This window comes from Haematobacter missouriensis (assembly GCF_000740775.1).
GTDB lineage: Bacteria > Pseudomonadota > Alphaproteobacteria > Rhodobacterales > Rhodobacteraceae > Haematobacter > Haematobacter missouriensis.
In genome coordinates this window covers 1-25,299 of the sequence record NZ_JFGS01000023.1, presented here as the reverse complement: position 1 = coordinate 25,299, position 25,299 = coordinate 1, and the positions used below count along the sequence as shown (strand labels likewise).

Annotated in this window: 23 protein-coding genes; 19 read left to right on the top strand and 4 right to left on the bottom strand. The window is 64.0% G+C overall.

Translation table 11 applies throughout. The features are described 5' to 3' along the window. Positions 1-54: 54 nt before the first annotated feature. A complete protein-coding gene (locus CG51_RS13445) occupies positions 55-480 on the top strand; it encodes a GlcG/HbpS family heme-binding protein (RefSeq protein ID WP_035745840.1) in 426 nt (141 codons plus the stop codon). Positions 481-874: 394 nt separating this feature from the next. Here CG51_RS13445 and CG51_RS13440 read toward each other — a convergent pair whose 3' ends face one another. The 3 genes from CG51_RS13440 to CG51_RS13430 all read right to left on the bottom strand — a co-directional run bounded on the left by CG51_RS13440 (position 875) and on the right by CG51_RS13430 (position 3,419). Next, a complete protein-coding gene (locus tag CG51_RS13440) occupies positions 875-1,357 on the bottom strand; it encodes a RidA family protein (RefSeq protein ID WP_035745838.1) in 483 nt (160 codons plus the stop codon). Positions 1,358-1,434: 77 nt separating this feature from the next. Then, the gene (locus tag CG51_RS13435; RefSeq protein ID WP_233141230.1) at positions 1,435-1,815 is read right to left on the bottom strand and encodes a c-type cytochrome; all 381 of its coding nucleotides are present in this window, start codon (positions 1,813-1,815) and stop codon (positions 1,435-1,437) included. 17 nt (positions 1,816-1,832) lie between these two features. Further along, complete coding sequence (locus tag CG51_RS13430; RefSeq protein ID WP_035745834.1) at positions 1,833-3,419, bottom strand: NAD(P)/FAD-dependent oxidoreductase; 1,587 nt, start codon at positions 3,417-3,419, stop codon at positions 1,833-1,835. Positions 3,420-3,785: 366 nt separating this feature from the next. Here CG51_RS13430 and CG51_RS13425 point away from each other — a divergent pair, with 366 nt between their 5' ends. The 18 genes from CG51_RS13425 to CG51_RS13340 all read left to right on the top strand — a co-directional run bounded on the left by CG51_RS13425 (position 3,786) and on the right by CG51_RS13340 (position 23,898). Beyond that, positions 3,786-4,784 carry a BMP family protein gene (locus CG51_RS13425; RefSeq protein WP_035745833.1) on the top strand — a complete coding sequence of 333 codons (999 nt, stop codon included), beginning with the start codon at positions 3,786-3,788 and terminating at the stop codon, positions 4,782-4,784. Positions 4,785-4,786: 2 nt separating this feature from the next. Then, a complete protein-coding gene (locus tag CG51_RS13420) occupies positions 4,787-6,163 on the top strand; it encodes an amidase (RefSeq protein WP_035745882.1) in 1,377 nt (458 codons plus the stop codon). Then, positions 6,160-7,674 carry an ABC transporter ATP-binding protein gene (locus CG51_RS13415; RefSeq protein ID WP_035745831.1) on the top strand — a complete coding sequence of 505 codons (1,515 nt, stop codon included), beginning with the start codon at positions 6,160-6,162 and terminating at the stop codon, positions 7,672-7,674. Before CG51_RS13420 ends, CG51_RS13415 begins: the two co-directional genes overlap by 4 nt. Continuing rightward, a complete protein-coding gene (locus CG51_RS13410; protein ID WP_035745829.1) occupies positions 7,664-8,713 on the top strand; it encodes an ABC transporter permease in 1,050 nt (349 codons plus the stop codon). The genes CG51_RS13415 and CG51_RS13410 overlap by 11 nt, the downstream gene beginning before the upstream one ends. Next, positions 8,710-9,654: an ABC transporter permease gene (locus CG51_RS13405; RefSeq protein WP_035745827.1), complete on the top strand. Its 945-nt coding sequence runs from the start codon at positions 8,710-8,712 to the stop codon at positions 9,652-9,654. Before CG51_RS13410 ends, CG51_RS13405 begins: the two co-directional genes overlap by 4 nt. 11 nt (positions 9,655-9,665) lie before the next feature. Further along, on the top strand, positions 9,666-10,955 hold the full coding sequence (locus CG51_RS13400) for an amidohydrolase family protein (protein ID WP_035745825.1): 1,290 nt from the start codon (positions 9,666-9,668) through the stop codon (positions 10,953-10,955). Positions 10,956-11,698: 743 nt separating this feature from the next. Further along, on the top strand, positions 11,699-13,087 hold the full coding sequence (ehuR, locus tag CG51_RS13395; RefSeq protein ID WP_035745823.1) for a MocR-like ectoine utilization transcription factor EhuR: 1,389 nt from the start codon (positions 11,699-11,701) through the stop codon (positions 13,085-13,087). A gap of 103 nt (positions 13,088-13,190) precedes the next feature. Then, on the top strand, positions 13,191-13,979 hold the full coding sequence (ehuA, locus tag CG51_RS13390) for an ectoine/hydroxyectoine ABC transporter ATP-binding protein EhuA (RefSeq protein WP_035745822.1): 789 nt from the start codon (positions 13,191-13,193) through the stop codon (positions 13,977-13,979). A 20-nt stretch (positions 13,980-13,999) separates the two neighbouring features. Further along, the gene (gene ehuB, locus CG51_RS13385) at positions 14,000-14,821 is read left to right on the top strand and encodes an ectoine/hydroxyectoine ABC transporter substrate-binding protein EhuB (protein WP_035745821.1); all 822 of its coding nucleotides are present in this window, start codon (positions 14,000-14,002) and stop codon (positions 14,819-14,821) included. An 84-nt stretch (positions 14,822-14,905) separates the two neighbouring features. After that, positions 14,906-15,541: an ectoine/hydroxyectoine ABC transporter permease subunit EhuC gene (gene ehuC / locus CG51_RS13380; RefSeq protein WP_233141229.1), complete on the top strand. Its 636-nt coding sequence runs from the start codon at positions 14,906-14,908 to the stop codon at positions 15,539-15,541. Next, the gene (ehuD, locus tag CG51_RS13375) at positions 15,541-16,200 is read left to right on the top strand and encodes an ectoine/hydroxyectoine ABC transporter permease subunit EhuD (RefSeq protein WP_035745819.1); all 660 of its coding nucleotides are present in this window, start codon (positions 15,541-15,543) and stop codon (positions 16,198-16,200) included. Before ehuC ends, ehuD begins: the two co-directional genes overlap by 1 nt. Continuing rightward, a complete protein-coding gene (gene eutA, locus CG51_RS13370; RefSeq protein ID WP_035745818.1) occupies positions 16,197-16,940 on the top strand; it encodes an ectoine utilization protein EutA in 744 nt (247 codons plus the stop codon). Before ehuD ends, eutA begins: the two co-directional genes overlap by 4 nt. Further along, on the top strand, positions 16,937-17,899 hold the full coding sequence (gene eutB, locus CG51_RS13365; protein ID WP_035745817.1) for a hydroxyectoine utilization dehydratase EutB: 963 nt from the start codon (positions 16,937-16,939) through the stop codon (positions 17,897-17,899). The genes eutA and eutB overlap by 4 nt, the downstream gene beginning before the upstream one ends. Further along, positions 17,896-18,864 (top strand): cyclodeaminase, encoded by a 969-nt coding sequence (locus tag CG51_RS13360; protein WP_035745816.1) that lies wholly within the window; start codon positions 17,896-17,898, stop codon positions 18,862-18,864. Before eutB ends, CG51_RS13360 begins: the two co-directional genes overlap by 4 nt. Positions 18,865-18,874: 10 nt before the next feature. Then, on the top strand, positions 18,875-20,056 hold the full coding sequence (doeA, locus tag CG51_RS13355) for an ectoine hydrolase DoeA (RefSeq protein ID WP_035745814.1): 1,182 nt from the start codon (positions 18,875-18,877) through the stop codon (positions 20,054-20,056). Positions 20,057-20,075: 19 nt separating this feature from the next. Next, positions 20,076-21,077 (top strand): N(2)-acetyl-L-2,4-diaminobutanoate deacetylase DoeB, encoded by a 1,002-nt coding sequence (doeB, locus tag CG51_RS13350; RefSeq protein ID WP_084695194.1) that lies wholly within the window; start codon positions 20,076-20,078, stop codon positions 21,075-21,077. After that, positions 21,074-22,525, top strand: a complete 1,452-nt coding sequence (locus tag CG51_RS13345; protein ID WP_035745812.1) for an NAD-dependent succinate-semialdehyde dehydrogenase — start codon at positions 21,074-21,076, stop codon at positions 22,523-22,525. The genes doeB and CG51_RS13345 overlap by 4 nt, the downstream gene beginning before the upstream one ends. A gap of 2 nt (positions 22,526-22,527) precedes the next feature. Continuing rightward, the gene (locus tag CG51_RS13340; protein ID WP_035745810.1) at positions 22,528-23,898 is read left to right on the top strand and encodes an aspartate aminotransferase family protein; all 1,371 of its coding nucleotides are present in this window, start codon (positions 22,528-22,530) and stop codon (positions 23,896-23,898) included. Positions 23,899-24,665: 767 nt separating this feature from the next. On the opposite strand, the gene CG51_RS13335 is transcribed toward CG51_RS13340, so the two are convergent. Next, the gene (locus tag CG51_RS13335; RefSeq protein ID WP_088239015.1) at positions 24,666-25,286 is read right to left on the bottom strand and encodes a 5'-methylthioadenosine/S-adenosylhomocysteine nucleosidase; all 621 of its coding nucleotides are present in this window, start codon (positions 25,284-25,286) and stop codon (positions 24,666-24,668) included. Positions 25,287-25,299: the final 13 nt, after the last annotated feature.

The following is a 25,299-nucleotide window of genomic DNA, read 5'->3' as shown; positions in this document are numbered from 1 at the left end:
TCTCATGACAAAGCCCTATACGCGATTGTTCTCCACCAAGACCGAGGAAGATTAATGAAGACATTCACGAGACTGGACATCGAAGACGCACGAAAGTTGATCGCGGGTGCCGCTGCACACGCAAAGGAAATCGGCGTACCGATGTGCATCGCCGTGACGGATGAAAGCGGACAGCTCATTGCTTTCGAGCGGATGGAAGGCGGGAAGGTCACCTCGACAACCATCGCGATCGACAAGGCCTTCACGGCTTCCGCGGCCAAGAAAGCGACCCACGATTATGGGAGCGCAAGTCAGCCGGGATCCCCTGCCTACGGTATCAACTCCGCTATCGGGGGCCGCCTGATGGTCGTCGGGGGTGGTTTGCCTGTGGTATGGAACGGCGATGTTGTCGGCGGCATCGGCATATCCTCCGGCTCACCCGCTCAGGACCAGGCCGTCGCGCAGGCCGGTATCGACGCGTGGATGGCAGCGCAGGGCTGACCGGTAGTCAGCCCCGGCGCGCAGTCCGGCTAGGCGCACAGTCAGACCCGGCGCATAGGATGTGAAGTGGTCTGACCCGGGTAGCGGGTGCTCCAAACCGCCCGGGGCGACGAATGGGCTGGCGGTGCTTCCATGGGATCGGTCGCCGCCCGCGCATCGAAAGATGCGCTGTAGCCAGAAGGGCGCCGTCCCCGGCGCCCCATTTTGCAGGTGCTGAACAAGCAATTCCGGCTTGCTCTCCGGGCAGAGATCTTCTCCATCGTGTTGAGCGCACGGGAGAACTCGGAGCTCTGGCTCGCTACCAGGCCTTGTCTGGCTTCCAACGCAAACGCGACAGATCAGTGACTTTTCAGCAGCCTGTTAGTTCCCCCCGCGTGGAGGGAAGATCACGTCCTCAGGGCCGGACGGCGGTGACTTCGATCTCGACGAGCCATGCCGGGTTGACCAGCGCATCCACGATCATCGCGGAACGGGCGGGCAGCTTCGGTTGCGCTTCCGTGCCGAAGAACTGGGTATAGCCCTCCATGAAGCCCTTGAAGTCGGCCGCGGCACCTTCGGGCGCCACAAGATAGACCTGCATCTTCACCACATCGCCCATTGTCAGGTCGATGTCCTTCAGTGTTGCCTCGATCGACTCCAGCACACTGACCGTCTGGGTTTTCATGTCGCCATAGGACTCGACCGAGCCCTTGGGCGCGGCTTCATTCGTCACCTTCGGCACCATCCCGGACACATAGACCGTGGTCTTGCCAGCCGGCACTTCGACCGCACGGGCGATCGGGAAGGTGGAGCCGGGCGTGAGGTGGCGCACCACGTCTTCGGCCTGGGCGGCAACCGGGAGTGCGAGGATCGCGGCCGCAAGGGCGAGTTTCTTCATCTGTCAACTTCCTTCTTGTCTCATTGCCCGCCGGGCAGGCGGGAGGGGCAGCCCCGCCTCTTGCGGGGCCAGCCGGGTCAGCGGGCGGCCTTGACCATCTCCGGCGTCGCCGGCTCCTGATAGTCATTGCCGAAATGGGTGCGGATGTAGTTCACCACTTCCGCGACCTGGGCATCATCGAGCAGACTTCCGATGGCGGGCATCGCCTTCTGACCGTGGAGCACGATGTAAACCGGATAGTCAGCGCCTTCCAGCATCGGGTTGGCGGCGAGCGCGGGGTAGTGACCCGCGCCGACAGCACCCTCTCCTTGCGGCATGTGGCATCCCGCGCAGATCGCGTTGTAGATCGCCTCGCCGCTTTTCTGGGTCAGAACGGTCGGGCTTTTGAACAGCTCCGGGTCATCGGCCAGCGCCGGTGCGGCCAGCAGTGCGAGCGCCGCCGTCAGAAACGTCTTCATCTGGGTCATCCTCGCGCTCAGGCCTTGGTTACATGCGAATGCAGACGCTTCACTGCGTCCAGAGACGACAGGATGGCACCTTCCATCCAGGCGGGCAGGTAGGAGAGATGTTCACCCGCCATCAGCGTCCGGCCGTCCATCTGAACGGCCTTGGGATAGTCGTTCTCTTTGTCTTTCCAGTTCGCGTAGCAGCCCAGCACCCACGGCACGCGGTGCCATGCGACGGCGACGCCGGTCTTGAACTCCTCATGATACTGCGGATGGATCTGCGCCCCCATCTCCAGTGCCTTCTCGATCCGCTTCTCGGGCGGCAGCGCCGCGAACTGATAGGCCGACGCTCCCCAGCAATACCCGCCCAGCAGCACGCCGGGTCCGGAGGAGAAATAGCCCGTGGAGGGGTAGGATATCTGCGAGATCGGCAGATTGGTGTAGCTGATCCCGCCGTAGATATGTTCGTCCTCCTCCCAGAAGCGCCGTTTGAACTCCAGCCCGCATTTGAACGACGCATAATAGGACGTGCTGTCGATGATCGACGTCATCTCGGAGGAGAAGTTGTGGTCGATCTGTCCAAGAACGGAGAAGGGGATCGTGCAGATGCAGTAATCCGCCGTGACCGTCGTTTCCTCGCCCGTGCCGTGCGAGGGGACGTAGGTCGCGCTCACCCCCTTGTCGTCCTGCGCGATGCGGATGACCTTGGCATTGAAGGTGATGAGGTCGCCCACCTCCCGCTGGAAGGCCTGTGCGATCATGTCCATCCCGCCGACCGGTTGGAAGATCGCCGCCTGATGGTCGATCGACTCGCCGGTGACGAGCGAGCGCCAGAGGTTGGATTTCAGGATTTCCGAAAGGCTGATCGGCTCCGATGGTTCTGGCTTGCCATCCACGCCGCCGCCCGGCGCCTTCTTCCAGCCGCGGAGTTCGGAGCTGTCCTCTCCGGCGACATATTCCAGATCCTCGTTCAGGCCACCGTAGCGCTTCAGCGAGGCCACGAGAATCTTGAGATCCTCCGTAGTGGCGATGTCGTCGAGCTTGTCGGCATTGGCTGCCTTGGCCAGCAATTCCGCGACATGGCCGCGGTAGTCCGCCGCAATCTCCTTGAAGCGCTGGGGCTTGCCGTCGAACGCATTGGTATTGTGCAGATAGGCGTTGTGGTTGACCTGAATGAACGGTTCCAGCTTCACACCGAAACGCTTGCAGTAGTCGAGCACCGCATAATGGTCGTGCGGAATGCGCCACGGGCCGGGGTTGATGTAATTACCCTCTGCGAAGTCCACCTTCTGCGTGAAGCCGCCAAGTTCGGTATAGGTATCTCCCGAGCGCAGCGTCCAGCAGCGACCGCCCGCCTTCTCGCGGTATTCGAGCACCTGCACCTTGTAACCCGCGGCCCGCAGCTCATAGGCCGCGCTCATGCCCGCCAGCCCGGCACCGAGGATCAGCACGGAAGCGCCCTTCGGATCGCCTTCGAGCTTCAGGCGGCCGTCGTAATTGGACGCCTGCGCAAAGCCCATTGAACTCATTGCGCTATACATTGCGGCGCTACCCGCCACGGTCCCGATCAGCGTCAGCAGATTGCGACGCGTCATGCCGGTCGGCACGTCTGTCATTGTTGTTGCCTTCGTCAAAATGCGTAGGTTGCCGCCAAAGACGGCAGGTCCGCTGTATTTTTGATCTGAAGGTGCGGCAAGATGCTGCAGTCGCGCAACCGTGAGGCAGGTGCAGCGGCCATGTCCTTTGCACAATGGAACGGCTGACTGCTCGGAAGTTATGCATTATGCGAATCTCCCTGCGCGTCAGTGCTCCTCCCAACAACGGATAGTTGGGGCATAGCGATCTCTCATTTGGCGCATTATTAAGCAATCGGTGACAAGACGTTCTTGCTGCGGGCGGGCAGGGAGCGGTCTTCGTTGACAGCGCGTGATACCTCTCCCTTAGCTCAAAAAAACAGCCATAACATCACGGGGATGTACGTCATGACTTCCTTCACCACACCGACACGGCGGCTGCTGCTGCAAAGCGGGCTCGTCATCGGTACGGCCACGCTCTTTGCACCTGCACTTCTTCGTGCGGCGACGCCGATCAAGGTGGCCGGTATCCACGGCTCACCGGTGGAGAACGCCTGGAACTCCGTCCTTCACAAGGCGCTCCGGGACGCGGCTGCAGAGGGGATGATCGAGTACGTGTTCTCGGAAGGCGTATCCGCCACCGACTATCCGCGCGCCATGCGCGAATATGCGGAGCAGGGCGCCAGCCTCATCATCGGTGAGACCTTCCCGGTGGAGAAGCAGGCCCGCGACGTGGCGGCGGATTATCCCGGGACCGCTTTCGTCATGGGCTCGAGCGGCAAGCCGTCCGGCGACAACTTCGGCGTGTTCGGCACGTGGAACTACGACGGCGCCTATCTGGCCGGTATGCTGGCTGGCAAGATGACCAAGACGAACCGGCTGGGTTCGGTGGGAGCCATCCCGATCCCGGAGATCAATCTGCTCATCAATGCCTTTGCCGAGGGGGTGAAGGCCGTGAACCCGGAGGCGCAGCACACCACGACCTTCATCGGCACGTTCTTCGACCCGCCCAAGGCGCGGGAGGCCGGTCTTGCCCTGATCGATGCGGGCTCGGACATCCTGTTTGGCGAACGGATCGGGACCGCCGATGCCGCGAAGGAGCGTGGCATCAAGGCGGTCGGCTCGCTCATCGATTACACGCCGATGTATCCCGACACCGTCTTTGCCAATGCGCTCTGGGGCTTTCGCCCGATCCTGAATGCCGCCATCGCTGATGTTCAGGCGGGCAAGCCTGCAGGTCGCGACTACACGGCTTACGGGCTGATGAAGGAAGGCGGCAGCGATATCGCCTATGTCAAAGGCGTGGCACCAGCAGCGGCGGAGGCCGCGATGGAGACTGTGCATGCCGAGATCCGCAGCGGGTCCTTCACCGTTCCGCAGAATTTCGCGGATCCGACCAAGGGTTGATCGTGCCGTCTGACGCCACCGCACTCGCACAGGCGATCCTGAGCGGGGATACTTCCGCGGGCGCCGCGATGGAGGAGGCGCTGTCTGCCGCCGACCGTCTTTCCGCTCTCGGTGCGGTGGCGTGGCTCGACGCCGCCGCCGGGCGGGCTGCCGCCGCAGAGTTTGACGCGCTGGCTCTTGCATCGCCCCGGCGCCAGGCGGTCTTTGCCGGAGTTCCGACGCTTGCGAAAGATCTGGGCGGGCCGTTCGCGGGCCTGCCCCTCCGGCTGGGATCGGGCATGATCGAGCCGATGGCGGCCGGGGAGTCCCGCCTTGCCGCCGAATTTCGCCGGGCGGGTCTTCTGCCGTTCGGACTGACGACCAGCCCGGAATTCGGGCTGTCGCTGGCCAGTGAACCGGCCATCGGCCCGATCGCGCGCAATCCGCTGGAGCCGAGCCTCAGCCCCGGTGGATCGTCTGGGGGTGCGGCAGCAGCGGTGGCCGCGGGAATCGTCACCATCGCCCATGCCACGGATGCGGGCGGATCTATCCGGGTGCCGGCGGCTTGTTGCGGGCTTGTGGGCCTGAAGCCGGGCCGGGGATCGGTGGTGGAAGGGCCGGATTTCGGCAACCACTTGGGCGGGATTGCCAGCGAGTTCGCCATCTGCCGCTCCGTCCGCGATGCGGCCCGGCTTTTCCCCGTGTTGAGCGGCGCAGCACGGGATCCGCGCCGTTTTGCGGTTGATCCCCGTTCCTTGCGAATTGGCCTGCTGACCGAAACCGAACCGGCGACGGACCCGTTGCGCCGTGTGGCGGTGGAGCTTGCGGCAGAGACGCTGTCGAGAAACGGACACCGGCTCAGCCCTCTCGGCTGGGCCGATATCAGCGCGCAGGCAGAGGCAAGCGACCGGATCTTCCGTGCTATCGTTACGGTGAACCTCGCAGCCTTCGTCACGGAGGCAGGGTTGGATCCGGCGCGGGCAGAGCCGCTGACGCAGCGTGTGATCGCGGAGGGGCAAGCAACCGCCGCCACGGCCTTCTGGCAGGTTCTGGCCGAACTCCCGCAAGTCGGTCACGTTCTTTCTGGTCTCTTCCAGAGTGTCGACGTGTTGCTCACACCGATGCTGACGGGGCCACCGCGGCCCGTTGGCTGGCTTCCGGTTACGGAAACCGACACAGACCGCCATTTTTCTGCGCTATCCGGCTTTGCGCCGCTCGCGACACTCGCCAATGTCTCGGGCTTTCCGGCGATCACACTGCCCTTCGGCGCGGATGGGGACGGCCTGCCGCTTCCCGTCCAGATGATCGCCCCCAGGGGGGCGGAGCCGGTGCTGCTGGCGCTCGCGGCGCTCCTGGAGGGGGAGGGACGCTGGTCCAGGCCCATGGGAGATGCCGCATGAGCGATGCCGTTCTCGAGATCGTCGATGTCTCCAAGCGCTTTGGCGCCACGCTGGCCAACGATGCGATAACCCTGACCCTCGACAGGGGAGAGATCCTTGCCCTGCTGGGAGAGAACGGCGCGGGCAAGACGACCCTGATGAGCATTCTCTTCGGCCACTACACCCCGGATACCGGGCATATCAGGGTCATGGGGGCGGAGCTGCCACCGGGGCGGCCCCGTGCCGCGATACGGGCGGGGATCGGCATGGTGCATCAGCACTTTTCGCTCGCGCCCAATCTTACGGTGCTGGAGAATGTCATGACGGGGACGGAGAGCCTCTGGCGCCCCCGCTCCGCGACAGAGGCCGCGCGGGCGAAGCTAACCGCCATCTCCGACCGGTTCGGTCTCAGCGTCGCGCCGGACGCGCGGCTGGGCGATCTGTCGGTCGGAGAGCAGCAGCGGGTGGAAATCCTGAAGGCGCTCTACAACGATGCGCAGATCCTCGTGCTGGACGAGCCGACCGCGGTGCTGACCACGCAGGAATCCACCCGGTTGTTCTCCACCCTCAAGGAAATGGCGCGGCAGGGCCTGTCGCTCATCTTCATCTCCCACAAGCTGGAGGAGGTGATGGCCACCGCCGATCGCGTGGCCGTGCTGCGGGGCGGCAAGCTCGTGGCGGAGCGTCGCGCGGCGGAGACGAGCAAGGGGGAACTGGCGGAGCTGATGGTGGGGCGGGCGGTCGAACGCCCGCGCCGCGCGCCAGCGACACCCGGCCCCGTCGTTCTGGAGGCGGCAGGGTTGACGCTGCGCGACGGCGGCGTGGAGCGGCTGAAATCCGTGAGCTTCCGCCTCCATGAGGGTGAGGTTCTGGGCGTGATCGGCGTCTCCGGGAACGGTCAGACGCCGCTTGCACGGGTGCTGGGCGGCATGGCGCGCTGGACGGAGGGCGACCTCCTGCTTCATGGCGAGCGATTGGACCGGCTCACGGTTCCGGGGGCCATCGCGGCGGGTATCGGCCGGATCCCCGAGGACCGGAACCATGAGGGCACCGTGGGGGAGATGACCTTGTGGGAGAACGTCGTGCTGGAGCGTCTGGCCCGGTATGCGCGCTTCGGCCTCGTCAATCAGCAGGCCGCCATCGGGCGCACGCAGGAGATCATCACCCGGTTCGACGTGCGCGGTGGCACGCCGACGAGCCGCGTCCGGCTGCTCTCAGGGGGGAACATGCAGAAGCTCATCCTCGGCCGTAACCTGATTGAACCGCCCCGCATCCTCATCGCCGCGCAGCCGGCACGCGGGCTGGACGAGGGGGCCGTTGCCGCCGTGCATGCGCGTCTGCTCGATGCCCGGCGGCAAGGCACCGCGGTGCTGCTCATCTCCGAGGATCTGGAGGAAGTCATGGCGCTCTCGGATCGCATCCATGCCATCGTGGGTGGTCGGCTGTCGCCTGCCATTCCGACGGAGTCTGCCGATGCGCGGCGGCTCGGCCTGATGATGGCGGGCGAGTGGGGGGCGGCGCATGCGGTTTGAACGCCGTGCAGAACGCCCCGCCGCGCTTCTCCTGCTGGCACCGCTAATCGCCGTTGCGGTGGCGCTGCTGATCAGCGGCGGGCTCATCGCCATGGCGGGTGCGCCGGTGCTGGACGCGTTCGGGCGGATCGCAACCGGCGCCTTCGGCTCCCGTCTTGCGATAACCGAGACGCTGACACGCGCGATCCCACTGATCCTGACGGGTCTCGCAGCCGCGGTCGCCTTCCGCGCACGGCTCTGGAACATCGGGGCGGAGGGACAATTCTACATGGGCGCGATCGCGGTCGCCGCGGCCAGCGGCACCGCTTTTGCCGGATTGCCCGCAGTCATCCAGATCCCGCTGCTGTTCCTGACCGGCGCCATGGCGGGGGCGGCACTCCTGCTCATTCCCCTGTGGCTCCGGCTTCGCTTCGGAGTGGACGAGGTGGTGACGACGCTGCTTCTGAACTTCGTCGCCATCCTCCTTGTCTCCATGCTGATCGACACTGTGCTGAAGGACCCGATGGCTTTCGGCTGGCCCCAGTCGATCCCGGTCGATGACAATGCAACCCTGCCCAGCATCGTCGCACGGTCGCGGCTGCATATCGGGTTGATCGTGGCGCTGGGGCTGGCGGTGCTGATCCAGTGGGTGCAGGCGCGGACCGTCTTCGGAATGCGGGCGCGGGCGGCGGGCCTCAGCCCCGCAGCGGCGGCATTCGCGGGAGTGCCTCTCGGGCGGACGCTGATCGGGGTCGCCATGATCTCCGGGGGCTTGGCGGGCCTGGCGGGCGCGATGGAGGTGATGGGCGTCATGGGCTACGTGACGACGGAACTCTCCCCGGGGTATGGCTATTCCGGCATCGTGGTGGCGATGCTGGCGAATCTCAACCCACTCGGGGTGGTCCTCGCCGCGCTCTTCACCGCGACGATGTTCGTGGGCGCCGATGCGATGAGCCGGGCGCTCGCCGTTCCAAGCTATATCGCCGATGTCACGGTGGCGCTTGCCCTGCTGTCGATGCTCGTCGCCCTCTTCTTCACGCAATACAGGATCCGTCGATGACCGATCTGTTCGACATCCTTGCCTCTGCCGGTCTCTGGGCGGCGGTGCTGCGGATCGCGACGCCGCTGATCTTCGGCACGCTCGGAGCATTGCTCTGCGAGCGGGCGGGAGTGCTCAATCTCGGGATCGAGGGGATCATGACCTTCGGCGCGATGATTGGCTGGCTGACGGTCTTTCAGGGGCACGATCTCTGGACGGGGTTGATCGCGGCCGCGGCCGCAGGGGCTCTCTTTGGCTTGCTGCATGCCGTATTGACGGTGACGCTCGGCCTTTCGCAGCATGTCGCGGGGCTGGGGGTGACGCTTTTCGCCTCCAGCCTCAGCTATTACCTCTTTCGCTTGCTGGTCGCCATACAGGGCACTCCGCCCAAGATCACACCCTTTGCCCCGCTGGCGATCCCGGGTCTGTCGGATCTGCCGTTCTTCGGTCAGGCACTGTTCAGTCAGACCGCGCCCACCTACCTCGCCTTTGTGCTCGCGCTGCTGATGGGCTGGATCCTGTTCCGCACGCCGCTCGGGCTCGCGATCCGCATGACGGGCGAAAACCCCCATGCCGCCGAGGCGCAGGGTATCAACCCGATGGCCGTCCGCTATGGCGCGGTGATCGCGGGTTCGGCGCTCATGGGAGCGGGGGGTGCGTTCCTCACTCTGTCGGCCTTCGATAGCTTCATCCCCACCATGGTGCAGGGACGGGGATGGATCTGTATCGCGCTGGTGGTCTTTTCCTCCTGGCGCCCGCTCCGCGCGCTGGCGGGTGCGCTGCTTTTCGCATTCTTCGATGCGTTTCAACTCCGCCTTCAGGCCGGGTTCAGCGGCCAGATCCCCTACCAGATATTTCTCATGATACCCTATGTGCTTGCGATCATCGCGCTGGCGGTGATGGCGCGCCGCGCCCGCGTGCCGCAGGCGCTCATGCAACCCTACCGCCGTGGCGAACGCTGAAAGGCCATACGATGTTCGATACCCTCATCCGCAACGCCAACCTCCCCGACGGGCGGGAGGGCATCGACATCGCCATAAGGGCGGGCCATATCGCTGCGGTGGAGCAGGGGATCACCGCCGAGGCGGGGCAGGTGATCGACGCGACTGCGCGGCTTGTCAGCCCCGCCTTCTGCGATCCGCATTTCCACATGGATGCGACCCTGTCTCTCGGGCTGCCGCGGATGAATGTGTCGGGCACGTTGCTGGAGGGTATCGCGCTCTGGGGGGAGCTCCGCCCGCTGCTGACCAGGGAGGCTCTTGTGGAAAGGGCGCTCCGCTACTGCGACCTTGCGGTGAGCCGAGGGCTTTTGCATATCCGCAGCCATGTCGACACCTCCGATCCGCGCCTGGTGACGGCAGAGGCGCTTCTGGAGGTGCGCGACCTTGTCCGGGACTACATCGACCTGCAACTGGTGGCTTTTCCGCAGGACGGCTACTACCGGACGCCGGAGGGCGCAGCGACGCTGGAGCGGGCGCTCGACATGGGGGTGGAGATCGTCGGCGGCATCCCGCATTTCGAACGCACGATGGAGGATGGCCGCGCCTCTGTCGAAGCGCTCTGCCGCATCGCCGCAGATCGCGGCCTCCGGGTGGACATGCATTGCGACGAGACCGATGACCCGTTGAGCCGCCATATAGAGACCCTGACCGCGCAGACGATCCGCTTCGGTCTCGAGGGCAGGGTGACGGGATCCCATCTCAGCTCCATGCATTCCATGGACAATTACTACGTCTCCAAGCTCATCCCGCTGATGGCCGAGGCGCGGATACATGCGATCCCAAATCCGCTCATCAACATCATGCTTCAGGGACGACACGACACCTACCCGAAGCGGCGGGGCATGACGCGGGTGCCGGAACTGATGGCGGCGGGGATCAATGTCTCGCTGGGGCAGGATTGCTGCATGGACCCGTGGTACTCAATGGGCTCGGCCGACATGATCGAGGTCGCGCATATGGCCGTCCACGTGGCGCAGATGGGCAGCGTTGCCGACAAGACCCGGCTTTTCGAGGCGATCACGCTCAACCCGGCGAGGGCGATGGGCCTTGCGGATTATGGCCTGGCGCCGGGATGCCGCGCGGATCTGGTCGTGTTGCAGGCCGCCGATGTGACCGAGGCCATCCGGCTCAAACCGGCGCGGCTTTTTGTGCTGCGGGGAGGGCGCGTGATCAGCAGCACACCTCCCTTGACCGCCACGCTCTCGCTGAAAGACCGTCCCGTCCGTATCGATCCTGGACTGGATTTCCGCCCCGCCCGGTAGGCTGCACTCCTGCGCACGAAGGCTGCCCTCCGTGGCAGAGCGACGTTTCGGAATCCGTATTCAATGACCTGGAGGGGCCTGCTGAGGGTGCTCATGGTCCTAGCAGGCTGCTGCAAAAGTCCTGAAATAGCATCCCTTGCGCGGGCCTATGCGCGGGAAATCGGAAAATCGGCCCGGAAACGTCCGGAGATATATAGATTTCGGGGTGAATATGGTCAGATTGCGAACGATTTCCGCTCCAACATAGGCCAGAAAGCCGTTTTCAGCAGGGTAACAGGTACGATGCGCCTGTCGGTGAGGATTGGTTTTTCGGAGCTGATCTTGCGGGCGTTTTTCTGCCGAAGAACTGCACGCTCCGGTTCGTGAGTCCGGGACAGTGCGCCTATGCGGAGCGGACGGACATCACTTCGATCGCCCGCCCCTCCACCTGCATGGTGCGGCACGGAGCCGTGCGCCGGAGGGCGCAAACTCTCACAACCCTTTTGGCACGAGCTCATGGGTGATGCTTGTCTCGCCTCTTGAGGCGCACGCTTGTTTCTGGTCAGGGACACGGGGCGTTCGTTATTGGATAGAGGGCAGGGCGTGCCCAGGATCGCAGGGCGGTGGGGCCATGATGTCGGTCCAAACACCGGACCCACCTGCGCACAAGCCTGTCAAACATGCTGGCTCCCCTTTAGGAGGGCTGATGCGATATGGGTTAAGATTGTTCTTGCCAATCTGCTGAATTGATCCGAGATGAAATCATGACAATATGGCGTCCCGACCCTGCGGCCCTGCACCGCCCAGCCTATCTTTCGCTGGCCGAGCAGTATGCCCGCGCCATCCGGGACGGGCTTGTGGCCGCCGGTGCGCAACTGCCGCCCCATCGCAAGCTCGCCGATGAGATGGGCCTTTCCGTGCAAACCGTCTCCCGCGCGTATGAGGAACTGATCCGACGGGGGCTGGTGGCGGGAGAAGTCGGCCGCGGCTCGTTCGTGTTGCCGGCAGGTGCGGAAAACGCCCCGCCGTATCTGTCAGAGCGCTTGGGTGGGCTGATCGACCTGTCGATTTTGAAGCCTGTCACGACCCAGATGCATGTGGAAACCTTCCGCAAGGGGTTGCACTGGGTCGCGGAGAACCTGACTGCCTCCGCCGCCCTCTCCTTCCGTCCGAATTCGGTCCTGCCACAGCATCTGCAGGTCGCTGCCAAGTGGCTCCGCCGGACGGGTATCGACGTCGCCGCCGAAAATATAATCCTGACCGACGGCGCCACATCCGCCATCACGACAGCGGTGATGACTGCCGTTCCGGCGGGCGCGACGCTGGCGGCGGCATCGCTGACGCATCACCTGCTCATGCCCCTGTGCAAATATCTGGGGATCCATCTCGAGGGTCTTCCGGTGGATGACGAGGGGATCATTCCCGAGGCGCTCGACCACGTTGCCCGAAAGGGAAATCTGTATGCGCTCTACACCCAACCGTCGGCTGTCAATCCGATGGCCATCGTCAGCGGCGCCGAGCGGCGCGTCGAGCTGACCGAGATCTGCCGCCGGCACGACATCCTCATCATCGAGAACGACATACTGAACACGATGATCGACGATCGTCCGCCCCCGCTGGCCGTATTGGCACCCGAGCGTGTGCTGCATATCAACGGGTTCACCAAGACGACGCTGCCCGGGCTGCGTGTCGCCTGGCTGGTAGCGCCGCCGCGTATCGCTCTGGCAGCGGCCAACCGGCACTTGGTCACAAACTGGATGGCGACACCCGCAATGGTCGAACTGCTGAGCCATTGGATCAATGATGGAACGGTCACAAGGCTGATATCGTGGCAGCGTGACGCATTGCGCGAACGCCACCAGATTGCGCGCGAGTGCCTTGGCACGGCAACCTTTCGCGCTCATCCGCAGAGCCTGCACGTGTGGCTGGAGCTGCCGCCGGGCCGCAATGAGGAAGACTTCGTGGCGCAGGCCCGGCAGCGCGGCGTGGCCATAGCTTCGGGGCGTGCCTTTCGCCTGGACGATCGCAACAGGCGCGATGCCGTACGAATCGCCCTGGGCTCAACAAGCGCCGATGATTTGCGCAGGGGCCTGTCCTTTGTCTCTGAGACATTGGAGGGGGCAGTGGAAACCCCGCTTCCGCTCATTGGTTAGGCGTGTCAGGTAGGCATGACACCCGAATATTGTCATGATATTATTTTGCTATTGAACTGATTTCGTCTTGCTGCAAAGGTTTCAAGGCAGCAAGGGGGACGCATTGAGCCAACCGATCATCAGCATCCAGAACCTGCAAAAGTCCTTTGGCACGTTGCGGGTCATCGACGGCCTGAGCTTTGATGTGGAAAAGGGCGAAAAGCTCGCCTTGATCGGCCCTTCCGGGTCGGGCAAGACGACCATCCTCCGCATCCTGATGACGCTGGAGGACATATCCGGCGGTCGCATCGAGCTTTGCGGAGAGCCGTTGTACCACATGGACAGGAACGGCGCGGAGGTTCCGGCGGATGAAGCGCATCTTCACAAAATGCGTCGCCACATCGGCATGGTTTTCCAGCACTTCAACCTGTTCCCGCATAAGTCCGTTCTTCAGAACATCGCCATGGCCCCGATCCTGACCAAGGGGGAGAAGCGCAGCGAGGCCGAACGCCGGGCGCGCGAACTTCTGGACATGGTGGGTCTGGCGGACAAGGCTGATCACATGCCCAGCCAGCTTTCCGGCGGGCAGAAGCAGCGTGTGGCCATCGCCCGCGCCCTGGCCCTGCAGCCGCAGATCATGCTGTTCGACGAGGTGACTTCAGCCCTCGACCCCGAGTTGGTGGAAGAAGTGCTGGAGGTCATGAAACGTCTGGCGCGTGAGACCGACATGACCATGCTGCTCGTCACGCACGAGATGGGCTTTGCCCATGACTTCGCCGACCGTGTGCTGTTCTTCGATAGGGGCCGCATCGTGGAGCAGGGCCCGCCGGGCCAGATTTTCACCGCGCCGCAAGAGGACCGCACGAAGTCCTTCCTGCGCAAGATCATCGCTGCAGGACAGCGCGTGGGATAAGTATCCAACAGGAGAAAACAATGAAAACCGCCCTGATCGCCGCCCTTCTTCTGGCGGCGCCGTTGCCCGCCCTCGCGGACAAGCTTGAAGACCTGAAGAATGTCGGCACAGTCCGCATCGCCATAGGCAACGAGCCGCCGTATACCGCCATCGGTGCCGACGGCAAGGTGTCCGGCGCTGCGCCCGACGTGGCGCGCGCGGTGTTCGCCGCGCTAGGCGTGGCGGATCTGGAGGCCTCGATCCTCGACTATGGCGCGATGATCCCCAGCCTTCAGGCGGGGCGCGTCGATGCGATCACTGCGGGCCTGTTCATGAAGCCCGAGCGCTGCAACGCCGTGGCCTATTCCGAACCGATCCTTTGCGATGCCGAAGCCCTTCTGATCCCGGTGGGCAATCCGAAGGGCTTCAAGTCATATGCCGATTTCGCGAATGATCCCAATGCCAAGCTCGGCGCTCCCGGTGGTGGAACAGAGGAGAAGCTGGCGCTTGATGCCGGCGTTCCGCGCGACCGCCTGATCGTCGTTCCGGATGCCCAGTCGGGGCTGAAGATGCTGCAGGATGGCCGTATCGACGCCTATTCGCTGCCGATCCTTTCGCTGAACGACCTGCTGTCGAAATCGGGGGACAACAGCATAGAGGTCTTTGCGCCGGTGCAAGGGGCACCTGTCTATTGCGATGGCGCTGCGTTCAACAAGCGCGACACCGCACTCAGGGATGCGTTCGACGTCGAACTCGCGAAGCTCAAGCAATCTGGCGAGTTCGCGAAGATCATCGAACCCTACGGCTTCTCGGCGCAGGCCGCGATCTCCACCAGCCGCGAGAAGCTCTGCGCGCAGCAGTGATCCGGCCGGGCAGGTTCCTCCTGCCCCTCCTCCCCAAACGAAGAAAGGCGGCATCAGCGCATGGGCGACTGGTTTGGATACCTGATGCTTATTCTCAACGGCGCCAAGGTCACGATCCTGCTGACGGTTCTGGGCTCCATCCTCGCGCTCTGCGTGGCCTTCGCCGCCGGGCTTGGCCGGCTGTCGCAGATCGCCCCGATCCGCTGGCTTTCGACGGTCTATATCGAGTTCTTTCGCGGCACCTCCATTTTCGTGCAGCTCTTCTGGATCTATTTCGTGCTGCCCATGACCGGACTGTGGACACCGACGCCCATGCAGGCCGGGGTCATGGCGCTTGGCCTGAATGTGGGCGCCTATGGCGCCGAGGTCGTCCGAGGCGCCATCCTCTCGGTGCCGCGCGATCAGCATGAGGCCTGCACCGCCGTCAATCTCACGCGGTTTCAGCGGATGCGTCACGTGATCCTGCCGCAGGCGCTGCCACTGATGCTTCCGACCTTCGGCAACAATGCCATCGAACTGCTCAAGGCAACCTCCGTCGTCTCCCTTATCTCGCTGGCGGATATGACATTTCAGGCACAGGTCGTCCGCTCCCAGACCGGCAACACGTTTCTGCCGTTCGTGACGATCCTGATCCTGTATTTCGCGATGTCGTCGGTCATCTCGTATGCCGTGCGCGCCTACGAACGCCGCGTAACGCGCGGTATGGACGGGGTGCGCTGATGGAGTGGGACTGGGATTTCGCCTGGTCGATCCTCCCGCAGCTTCTGCGCGGGTTCCAGATCACCCTGCTCGCCACCTTTCTGGGCGCGATCGTCGCGGCGGTGCTGGGGCTTGCATTCGCGATCCTGCGCCGCTCGAAGAACAGGCTCCTTTCGCGTACCACCGCCTTCGTTGTCGAGTTCATCCGGGGTACCCCGCTGCTGGTTCAGCTCTACTTCATCTTCTATGTGCTGCCCGACCTTGGTATCCGCCTTCCCGCATTGACCGCGGGTGTCATCGGGATGGGCCTGCATTACGCCACCTATACCGCCGAGGTGTATCGCGGCGGGATAGAGGCCGTATCCCGCGGCCAGTGGGAGGCCGCCAAGGCCTCCAACCTGACAGCACGCCAGACGTGGATCCACGTGATCCTGCCGCAGGCCGTCCCGCCGATGATCCCGGCGATGGCAAATTATCTGCTGGCGATATTCAAGGAAACGCCGCTGCTCTCGGCGATCACTGTGCTGGAGCTCATGAATCAGGCGCGGTCTGTCGCCAACAGTTCCTACCGCTACGTGGAACCGATCACGATGGTGGGCGTGATGTTCCTGATCGTCAGCGTGCTCTCCGTCATCGTCCTGCGCTGGCTGGAGCACCGCTACGGGGGGAGCAGGAGATGAGCGTTCTGAACCTGGCCCTCACTCTGGATGATCGGGCCGTTCCCCGCCGGATCGGGTTGGTGACGCTGGCGACCGACCACACGACGGAGGTGGATTTCGCTGTTCTGCCGCCGCGCGGGATCGGCGTCTATGCAACCCGCATACCTTTTGCCAATCCCGTCACACCGGAGACGCTGGCTGCCATGGCGGGGGATGTGACACGCGCTGCGGCCCTGATCCTGCCGGAAGAGGAACTGGATGCGGTTGTCTATAGCTGCACCTCGGCCTCCGTGGTGATCGGCGACGACAGGGTGCGTGCGGCAATCACTGCGGGCAAGCCGGGCGCGCAGGCGATAACACCGATCTACGCGGGCTTCACGGCCTTGCGAGCCCTGGGTGCCGCGCGAGTCACGCTGCTCACACCCTATACGCCCGAAACGACGCAACCGATGGCCGAATGCTTCGAGGCTGCGGGTTTTGCGCTGCAAGGGGTGTCCTGCCTCAACATGACGGATGACAGGGAGATGGCGCGGCTTTCGCAGGACAGCGTCGTGGAAGCTGCCCGCGCGGCCTTCGTGCCGGGCTCGCAGGCATTGTTCATCTCCTGCACCGCTGTTCGCGCCGCGGGAGTTGCAGCCCGGATCGAGGATGCTTTGGGCGTTCCGGTCGTTACCTCCAACCTCGCAACGCTCTGGGCGGCGATGCGGGCCTGTGGCGATCCCGGCGCGGCTCTGCCCGGACAGCTGATGAGGCAGCCATGACCGTGACGCTCGCCGATATTCGCGCCGCCCGCCATCGTATCGCGGGCCATATCGCCGAAACGCCGGTGGTCCGCGACGATGCCCTGTCCGATGAGTTTGGCCTTCCGGTTCTGCTGAAATGCGAATATCGGCAGGCCACGGGCGCGTTCAAGCTGCGGGGGGCGACAAACGCCATCCCGACGCGGGACGTGTCGCGCGGGGTCGTCACGGCATCGACCGGCAACCATGGCCGGGCGGTCGCCCATGCGGCGCAGCGGCTTGGGGTGTCCGCCACCGTCTGCCTGTCGCGTCTTGTGCCGCCCGACAAGGTCCGGGCGATCCGCGATCTGGGGGCAGATGTGCGCATCACCGGCGCCGGCCAGGACGAGGCGATGGCCGAGGTCGCCCGTGCCATCGCCGATGAAAGCATGACGTATATCCCGCCCTTCGACGATCCTGCCGTGGTCGCGGGGCAGGGCACCATCGGCCTGGAAATCGGCGCGCCCGCGACCGTATTGGTGCCGCTGTCGGGCGGGGGGCTGGACGCGGGCATCGCGGTCGCCGTCAAGTCGATCTCGCCCGCCACACGCGTGATCGGGCTGACGATGGAAAACGGCGCGGCAATGGCCGCAAGTCTCCAAGCAGGACGGCCTGTCAAGGTGATCGAGACCCGAAGCCTTGCCGATAGCCTCGGTGGGGGAATCGGGGAGGACAACCGCGTGACCTTTTCCCTCTGCCGGGCACTGCTGGACGAGGTGATCCTGCTGACCGAGGCCGAGATCGCCGAGGGCATCCGTCATCTCGGACGCGCCGGACATCGTGTGGAGGGGGCGGGGGCCGTCGGCACGGCGGCATTGCTGGCCGACAAGCTGCCCGCCGATGTCCGCGCGGACGGCCCGATCGTCACCATACTGTCGGGGGGGAACATCGACCCCGCCCTGCACGCCCGCGTCATGGCAGGCGCATCGGAGGCCGCATGAGACCACCCGTAAAGATCCTGACTGAAGCCGATCTGCGGGCGCTCGTGCCGCTCGACGCGGAGGCCGTAACCTGCGTGCGCGATGCATTCCTGGCTCTGGCGACAAAACCCGTCGCGATGCCCCCCATCCTGCGCCTCGACATTCCCGAACACCGGGGAGAGGTCGATGTGAAGACCGCCTATGTGCCTGGTCTGTCGCATTTCGCCATCAAGATCTCGCCGGGCTTCTTCGGCAATCCCGCGCTCGGCCTGCCATCCGCCAATGGCATGATGGTGGTATTGTCCGCCACCACGGGTCTGGTCGAGGCATTGCTGCTCGATAACGGCTACCTGACCGACATCCGCACCGCTGCCGCCGGGGCCGTCGCCGCCGATGTGCTGGCGCGCCAGAATGCCACGCGAGTAGCGATCCTTGGCGCGGGCATGCAGGCGCGGATGCAGTTGCAGGCGCTGGCGCTGGTGCGTCCGCTGGCCGGGGCAACGGTCTGGGCGCGCGATGCCGGCAGAGCACAGGCCTTTGCCGCAGAGATGGCGGCGGCGCTGCCCTTCCCGGTGAGGGTCGCAGCCACTGCCAGCGAGGCCGCTGAGCAGGCGGATGTCGTCGTCACGACCACACCCGCAACCGCCCCGATACTGCACCGCGTGGCACCCGGCACCCATGTCACGGCGATGGGCTCGGACGCGGGCCACAAGAACGAGATCGCGCCCGAACTCGTCGCCGCCGCCCATTACGTCGCCGACCGTCTGTCGCAGACGCGCACACTCGGCGAGCTGCACCATGCCGGTCTCGGCGGCGACTTCCCCGAGCTTGGCCAGATCCTTGCAGGGCTGGCGCCGGGCCGCAGCGATGCCCAGCAGATCACGTTGGCAGACCTGACCGGCACCGGCATTCAGGACACGGCCATTGCCACGCTTGCCCTCGCTCGCGCCTCCGGCGCGGGGGCCGGCCAGACCTTCACCCTCTGAAAGCAAACCGATGACAGATGTCGCATTGAAATTCACCCGTCAGGAGTATGCAGATCGCCTGACGAAGACACGGCGGGCGATGGATGAAAAGGGCGTCGATCTTCTGATCGTCACCGATCCCTCGAACATGAATTGGCTTACCGGTTATGACGGCTGGTCATTCTATGTCCACCAATGTGTGGTCGTTCCGGAGGAGGGCGAGCCACTCTTCTTCGGGCGCGCGATGGATGCGGTCGGGGCGCGGTTCACCGCATATCTGTCCGAAGCCAATATCATCGGCTATCCCGACGACTACGTCCAGAATACGCAGAAGCACCCCATGGACCTGCTGTCGCGGATTCTGACGGACAAAGGGTGGGGTGCCCGCCGCATTGGCGTTGAGATGGACAATTACTGGTTCACTGCCGCGGCCTTCGCTGCCTTGCAGAAGCACCTGCCGGACGCGAAGTTCCGTGACACGACCGGCCTCGTGAACTGGCAGCGTGCCGTCAAATCCCCGACTGAACTGGATTACATGCGCAAGGCCGGAGCCATCGTGACCAAAATGCACGAGCGCATCTTCGAGAGGATCGAGCCGGGAATGCGGAAATGCGACCTGGTCGCGGAAATCTACGATGCGGGTGTTCGCGGCACGGAAGGTTTCGGTGGCGATTATCCGGCCATCGTGCCGTTGCTTCCCTCCGGGCGTGAGGCGGCGGCCGCGCACCTGACGTGGGACGACCGGCCCATGAGGGCGGGGGAGGGCACATTCTTCGAGATCGCCGGCTGCTACAACCGCTACCACGCGCCACTGTCGCGCACGGTGTTTCTGGGCAAGCCGCCGCAGGTGTTTCTCGATGGGGAGAAGGCTGTGCTGGAGGGAATGGAGGCCGGGTTGGAAGCCGCGCGCGCGGGCAATACCTGCGAGCAGTTTGCCGGCGCCTTCTACGCCGTGCTGAGGAAATACGGCATCATCAAGGACGGGCGCACGGGCTATGGCATCGGCGTCAGCTATCCGCCGGACTGGGGCGAGCGGACCATGTCGTTGCGCCCCGGTGATCGGACGGTGCTGCAACCGGGCATGACATTCCATTTCATGACCGGCCTGTGGTCGGACGTAATGGGACTGGAGATCACCGAAAGCATTGCAATCACCGAAGGCGCGCCGGAGCTGCTGGCCTCCGTGCCGCGCAAGCTGTTCGTGAAGGACTGACGCGATGCTGCCCATGCAGATGCAACTCGTCCCCTCGCCGATCACAGCGACGGTGGACTTCGCGGCCCCAGGGGTTCAGCATGGATACCTGCGGCTCCCTTATTCACGCGATGACGCGGCCTGGGGATCGATCATGACCCCGATTGCCGTCGTCAACAACGGCGACGGCCCCACCGCGTTGCTGACCGGGGCAAATCACGGTGATGAATACGAAGGCCCGATCGCATTGTTCGATCTCTCCTCGACCATACGGGCGGAGGATGTATCGGGGCGGATCATCATCGTTCCTGCCATGAACTATCCGGCCTTCGGTGCGGGGACGCGGACCTCTCCCATTGACCGGGGCAATTTGAACCGGAGCTTCCCCGGGCGCCCGGACGGTTCCGTCACCCAGAAGATTGCGGACTATTTTCAAAGGGTGCTTCTGCCCATGTCCGATATCGTGCTCGACTTTCATTCCGGCGGCAAAACGCTGGATTTCCTGCCCTATTGCGCGGCCCATATCCTGCCCGACAAACGGCAGGAGGCACAGAGCTTCGATCTCGTCCGGGCCTTCGGCGCGCCCTGGTCGGTCAGGATGCTCGAGATCGACGCGGTCGGGATGTACGACACGGCGGCAGAGGAGATGGGCAAGATCTTCGTCACCACCGAGTTGGGCGGCGGCGGCACGGCCACAGCGCATACGGCAGGCATCGCCAAACGCGGTCTGAAGAACCTGCTGATTGCGGCCGGCCTGCTGAAGGGCGATGTCGATGCACAGCCCACCCAGTGGCTCGACATGCCGGACGCCGACTGCTTCACCTTCGCGGAGGACGGCGGGCTGATCGAATTTCTGGCCGATCTGGGCGATCACGTCGTTCAGGATCAGCCCGTTGCCCGCATCTTTCCCGTCGCCCGCACAGGACTGCTCCCTGTGACCGTCACTGCCGGGCGTGCCGGAGTAATGATGGCGCGGCATTTCCCGGGTATCGTGAAACCCGGCGACTGTGTTGCCGTCATCGGCGTGGAGGTGGAGGGATGATCTCCGACATCACCCTCTGGCGGGAGGACGCGTTTGTCGATGGCAGATGGATCGGGGCTGAGCGCTTCGCCGTCACCGACCCGGCCACGGGCGAGACCATCGCGCGGATGGCAAAGCTGGATGCCGCAGGCGCCCGTTCCGCCGTCGATGCTGCCGCCGCCGCGTTCCCCGCCTGGGCGCTCGCGCTGCCGCAGGAACGCGCGGCGGTTCTCCACCGATGGTTCCTGCTCCTGCGCGACAGCCGTGAGGATCTGGCCCGGATCATGACGGCGGAACAGGGCAAACCCCTGTCGGAATCGCGCGGAGAAATCGACTATGCAGCGAGCTTTGTCGAATTCTATGCCGAGGAAGCCAAGCGCCCGAACATCGAGAGCGTGACCTCTCATCTTTCGACGGCAGAGATGGAGTTGTGGCGCGAACCCCTCGGCGTCGCCGCGCTCGTCACGCCGTGGAACTTCCCTTGCGCGATGATCACCCGCAAGGCGGCGGCCGCGTTGGCGGCGGGATGCGCCGTGGTCATTCACCCCTCCGCCGAAACGCCTCTTTCGGCAACGGCGCTTGCAGAGCTGGCCCACCGCGCCGGCTTCCCACCCGGCGTCTTCAACGTCGTCACGGGCGATGCGCCCGAGATCGTGGGGGCCTGGTGCGGCGATGCGCGCGTCCGGGCGCTGTCCTTCACAGGATCGACCGAAATCGGCAAGCTGCTGTATCGGCAGTCGTCCGACACGGTGAAACGACTGGTGCTGGAACTGGGCGGACATGCGCCGTTCATTGCCTTCGCTGATTGCGATCTCGATCTTGCGGTGGACGAGGCGATCAAGGCGAAGTTCGCGACATCCGGGCAGGATTGTCTCGGTGCCAACCGCTTTCTCGTGGAACGGCCGATCTATGAGGACTTCTGCAACCGCTTCGCTCAGGCGGCCGCAGCGCTCACCCTCGGCCCGGGGGATCAGGATCGGGACCTCGGCCCCTTGATGAACGAAGCCGCGGTCCGCAAGCAGGAAGAACACGTGGCCGATGCTCTTTCGCTCGGCGCGACATTGCTGACGGGTGGCAGGCGGGACGTGCAGGGGCGGCTGTTCTATCAGCCCACGGTTCTTGCCGATGTGCCGCCTGATGCGTTGATCTTCCGCCAGGAGACTTTTGGCCCGGTCGCGGCGATTGCTCCCTTCGATACCGAGGAACAGGCGCTCGGTATCGCGAACGCAACCGAATATGGCCTTGTCGCCTATGTCCATTCCCGCGACCCGCGCCGGATCTACCGGCTGAGCCGGGCGCTGCAATTCGGCATGGTCGCCGTGAACCGCACCAAGGTTACCGGAGCCCCGATTCCGTTCGGCGGCATGAAGCAATCCGGTCTGGGCCGCGAGGGCAGCCGTCACGGCATGGAGGCGTTTACCGAAATCAAATATGTCTGCCGCGACTGGGCGGACCACAGGAGGGCATGAGAATGCTGACCAATGACGAACTGTCCAGATGGGACCGCGAGAGCCTGTTTCACCCCTCGACCAACCTTGGCCAATTCGCCCGCGGAGAGGGAGCGCAGCGCATCATCAAAGGCGCGGAGGGTGTCCATATCATAGACAGGGACGGCAACCGTCTGCTTGATGGATTTGCCGGCCTCTACTGCGTGAACGTTGGCTATGGCCGCAGGGAAATCGCGGATGCCATCGCCAGGCAGGCGCAGGATCTGGCTTATTACCACGCCTATGCGGGGAACGGGTCCGAGGCCGCGATCACCCTGGCCAAGATGGTGATGGAGCGCGCGCCCAAGGGAATGGCACGGGTCTATTTTGGTCTGGGCGGGTCCGACGCGAACGAGACCAACATCAAGCTCGTCTGGTACTACAACAATATTCGCGGCCTGCCGCAGAAGAAGAAGATCATCAGCCGTTGGCGCGGATATCACGGCTCCGGCCTGATGACGGGGAGCCTGACCGGGCTCGACCTGTTCCATAAGAAGTTCGACCTGCCCTTGGCGCAGGTGATCCATACGGAAGCGCCATACTACTTCCGCCGCAGCGATGCGGGAATGACAGAGGAGCAGTTCAGTGCCCATTGCGCCGATGCGCTGGAAAAGCTGATCGTCGCGGAAGGAGCTGACACCATCGCCGCCTTTATCGGTGAACCGGTGCTGGGCACAGGTGGCATCGTGCCCCCGCCTGCGGGTTATTGGGATGCGGTCCAGAAGGTGCTGACGAAACACGATATCCTGCTGATCGCCGATGAGGTGGTGACCGGGTTCGGACGGCTTGGCAGCATGTTCGGCAGTGATCACTACGGCATGACGCCCGATATCATCACCTGTGCCAAGGGTCTGACCAGCGCCTATGCGCCCTTGTCGGGTTCCATCATCGGCCAGCGGGTCTGGGAGGTGTTGATGCAGGGAACGGACGAGAATGGCGTGCTGGGCCACGGTTGGACATATTCCGCCCATCCTCTTGGGGCAGCGGCCGGTATCGCCAACCTGAACCTTATCGACGAGCTGGGCCTGGTGGGCAATGCCGCCCGCGTCGGGGCCTATCTGAATGCCCGGATGAAAGCCGCGCTGGGGGATCACATGCATGTCGGTGATGTGCGGGGGGAAGGCATGCTGTGCGCCGTCGAACTGGTAAAGGATCGCGATGCCCGCATGTTCTTCGACCCTTCGGACGGCGTCGGGGCGAAAGTGGTGGCCGAGATGCTGAAAAGCGGCGTCATCGCCCGCGCCATGCCCCAAGGCGACATTCTGGGTTTTGCGCCACCCCTGTGCCTGACGGAGGCGGAGGCCGATATCATCGTCGGCGTAACCGCAGATGCCGTCCGCAAGACGCTTGGATAGGGCGGGCGGGCATGCGCTTTCGGCAGGCGGGCCGCTAACAGGGTGCTGAAAAGTCCTGAAGTGTCATGCCTATGTGCGGGAAGCAGAAAATAGGCCCGTAAATGCTCGGAAGTGCATGGATTTTCGGCTGGATTCGTCAAATTGCGAACGATTTCCGCTCCAACACAGGCCATAAAACCATTTTAAGCAGTCTGCCAGGCTCTGCTTGATGTTCGCGTCTTGATAGACAGCGCTGCATGGACCTTCTGCCCATGCAGCGCCACATTTGCGGATCGTCGGCCCTGCGCTTCGCCCCGAAGATTGTTGGTGATGGCCGGAGCTGCAATAATCTGCAGCGGTCGACCTCTCCACCGATTTTCTGCCGCCCTGACTCCAACAGGCGATTGAAAAGATTTTCAGGTCCACGCCGAAGCGGAAATCGTTTCATCTGTTAAATTACAGCGGGAGACCCACATATTTCGGGTCATTCACGGGCGGATTTCCCGATTCCCGGAGCATAGACGACACCTATGGAATTTTTCAGCAACCTGCACACATCGACTGGCCGAAGAGCGGGTATTCTCCCCCTGATGGCGCAGCATCGGAGGCCAGATCCCTGCTTTTGCCTCTCTTGGCTGCCCGCGACACGCCGACGGTGGAGGCCGCGTCATGGTCGGCCCTTTCGCAGGCTAGCAGGGAGGAAACCCGTTGAAGCCGCTATCGGGCTTGCCTGCAGTTCAGCGCCTCTGCACAGTGCGGCAGCAGTCACGCGGGACGAAGGGCGCCGCTCAGAGGCGCAGCGCTCCGCTTTCCAGCGCGTCACGGAGCATGACCACAGCGGCTGCAAGCCGTTCGTCTATTACATGCAGGTACTGGGTCCAATCGGTGTAGTGCGTCAATTCAGCGGCGCCGTCCGATATTCCGCGCAGGCCGATCAGAGGAATGCCGAACCGGTGCGCCGCGCGCAGATGGGCAAAGGTTTCCATGTCCACCATCTCCTCGTCGATCCGATCATAGGCTATGCCGCTGACGATATTTGCCCCGGTGGACAGGCTGGCATTGGGTAGGCCGGGGATATGATGCGGAAGGTCGATCCGCACTGGCAGGTTGAGAAACGGCGTAAGACCGCGTTCAAATCCCAGCGCCGATGCATCCATGTCCCGATAGGCCACGGAGGAGACCTGGTAGACCTGCGCCTGCTCCAGCTTCCTCGATCCGGCAGAGCCGAGAGAAACAACTAACCTTGGTCGCTGCCGCATTTCGGCCAGGGCGGCGGTCAGCGTCACGGCTCCCTCCACCGGACCGACCCCGGTGATGAGCGGCGTGATGAGGGCGCGGAGGGCGGGCCCGTATTCCGCCTCTGTCGCCATGACGAACAGCACCTGAATACCGGCTAAGGACATCCGCATTTATAACCGCTAC

Excerpts from the sequence above, each read along its gene's own strand:
- CG51_RS13445 (WP_035745840.1), top strand. The coding sequence starts at position 55 with ATGAAGACATTCACGAGACTGGACATCGAAGACGCACGAAAGTTGATC.
- CG51_RS13440 (WP_035745838.1), bottom strand. The coding sequence starts at position 1,357 with ATGAAGAAACTCGCCCTTGCGGCCGCGATCCTCGCACTCCCGGTTGCC.
- CG51_RS13435 (WP_233141230.1), bottom strand. The coding sequence starts at position 1,815 with ATGAAGACGTTTCTGACGGCGGCGCTCGCACTGCTGGCCGCACCGGCG.
- CG51_RS13430 (WP_035745834.1), bottom strand. The coding sequence starts at position 3,419 with ATGACAGACGTGCCGACCGGCATGACGCGTCGCAATCTGCTGACGCTG.
- CG51_RS13425 (WP_035745833.1), top strand. The coding sequence starts at position 3,786 with ATGACTTCCTTCACCACACCGACACGGCGGCTGCTGCTGCAAAGCGGG.
- CG51_RS13415 (WP_035745831.1), top strand. The coding sequence starts at position 6,160 with ATGAGCGATGCCGTTCTCGAGATCGTCGATGTCTCCAAGCGCTTTGGC.
- CG51_RS13410 (WP_035745829.1), top strand. The coding sequence starts at position 7,664 with ATGCGGTTTGAACGCCGTGCAGAACGCCCCGCCGCGCTTCTCCTGCTG.
- CG51_RS13405 (WP_035745827.1), top strand. The coding sequence starts at position 8,710 with ATGACCGATCTGTTCGACATCCTTGCCTCTGCCGGTCTCTGGGCGGCG.
- CG51_RS13400 (WP_035745825.1), top strand. The coding sequence starts at position 9,666 with ATGTTCGATACCCTCATCCGCAACGCCAACCTCCCCGACGGGCGGGAG.
- ehuR (WP_035745823.1), top strand. The coding sequence starts at position 11,699 with ATGACAATATGGCGTCCCGACCCTGCGGCCCTGCACCGCCCAGCCTAT.
- ehuB (WP_035745821.1), top strand. The coding sequence starts at position 14,000 with ATGAAAACCGCCCTGATCGCCGCCCTTCTTCTGGCGGCGCCGTTGCCC.
- ehuC (WP_233141229.1), top strand. The coding sequence starts at position 14,906 with ATGCTTATTCTCAACGGCGCCAAGGTCACGATCCTGCTGACGGTTCTG.
- ehuD (WP_035745819.1), top strand. The coding sequence starts at position 15,541 with ATGGAGTGGGACTGGGATTTCGCCTGGTCGATCCTCCCGCAGCTTCTG.
- eutA (WP_035745818.1), top strand. The coding sequence starts at position 16,197 with ATGAGCGTTCTGAACCTGGCCCTCACTCTGGATGATCGGGCCGTTCCC.
- eutB (WP_035745817.1), top strand. The coding sequence starts at position 16,937 with ATGACCGTGACGCTCGCCGATATTCGCGCCGCCCGCCATCGTATCGCG.
- CG51_RS13360 (WP_035745816.1), top strand. The coding sequence starts at position 17,896 with ATGAGACCACCCGTAAAGATCCTGACTGAAGCCGATCTGCGGGCGCTC.
- doeA (WP_035745814.1), top strand. The coding sequence starts at position 18,875 with ATGACAGATGTCGCATTGAAATTCACCCGTCAGGAGTATGCAGATCGC.
- doeB (WP_084695194.1), top strand. The coding sequence starts at position 20,076 with ATGCAACTCGTCCCCTCGCCGATCACAGCGACGGTGGACTTCGCGGCC.
- CG51_RS13345 (WP_035745812.1), top strand. The coding sequence starts at position 21,074 with ATGATCTCCGACATCACCCTCTGGCGGGAGGACGCGTTTGTCGATGGC.
- CG51_RS13340 (WP_035745810.1), top strand. The coding sequence starts at position 22,528 with ATGCTGACCAATGACGAACTGTCCAGATGGGACCGCGAGAGCCTGTTT.
- CG51_RS13335 (WP_088239015.1), bottom strand. The coding sequence starts at position 25,286 with ATGCGGATGTCCTTAGCCGGTATTCAGGTGCTGTTCGTCATGGCGACA.